Genomic DNA, 397 nt, shown 5'->3' with positions numbered 1-397 from the left:
ATAGTGGACCTATGCATATAGCAGCCGCTTACAAGATAAAAACCATAGCAATCTTTGGTCCTACTAAATTTACCCAAACTTCACCTTGGAAACATCCTAATGCAAAATTAGTGCATTTAAATCTAGACTGTATGCCTTGTATGCAAAAAATTTGCCCTTTAAAACATCACAAATGTATGAAAGATTTAAAACCTGAATTAGTTTTAAAAAACTTTCATCAAAAATTCTCATCGACTATTTGACAAAGTGCATGAATGATTAAAATATGCATTTCTTGAATTCTTGCTGTATCATTGCTTGGTACAACAAGATTGTAATCACAAATTTCATTCATCTTACCCCCACTTTTTCCACTTAACCCTATACAAAGCATTTTAAATTCTTTTGCTTTTTTAAA

At 30.7% G+C, this 397-nt stretch carries 1 protein-coding gene and 1 pseudogene; one reads left to right on the top strand and one right to left on the bottom strand.

Annotation, left to right across the window (positions count from 1 at the left end; translation table 11 throughout):
• Window positions 1–242 (top strand): glycosyltransferase family 9 protein (locus JG676_RS08630; protein WP_281431933.1); only part of this gene is annotated, 242 nt, incomplete at its 5' end.
• Here the strand turns inward: JG676_RS08630 and JG676_RS08625 are convergent.
• Window positions 218–397 (bottom strand): annotated as a pseudogene (locus JG676_RS08625) (phosphoheptose isomerase); the annotation flags it as partial. The gene JG676_RS08630 and the pseudogene JG676_RS08625 overlap by 25 nt on opposite strands.

It is taken from the genome of Campylobacter sp. 2018MI34 (assembly GCF_016598975.1).
GTDB lineage: Bacteria > Campylobacterota > Campylobacteria > Campylobacterales > Campylobacteraceae > Campylobacter_D.
Note: the sequence above shows the minus strand (reverse complement) of the source record. Positions and strands in the feature narration are given on the sequence as shown.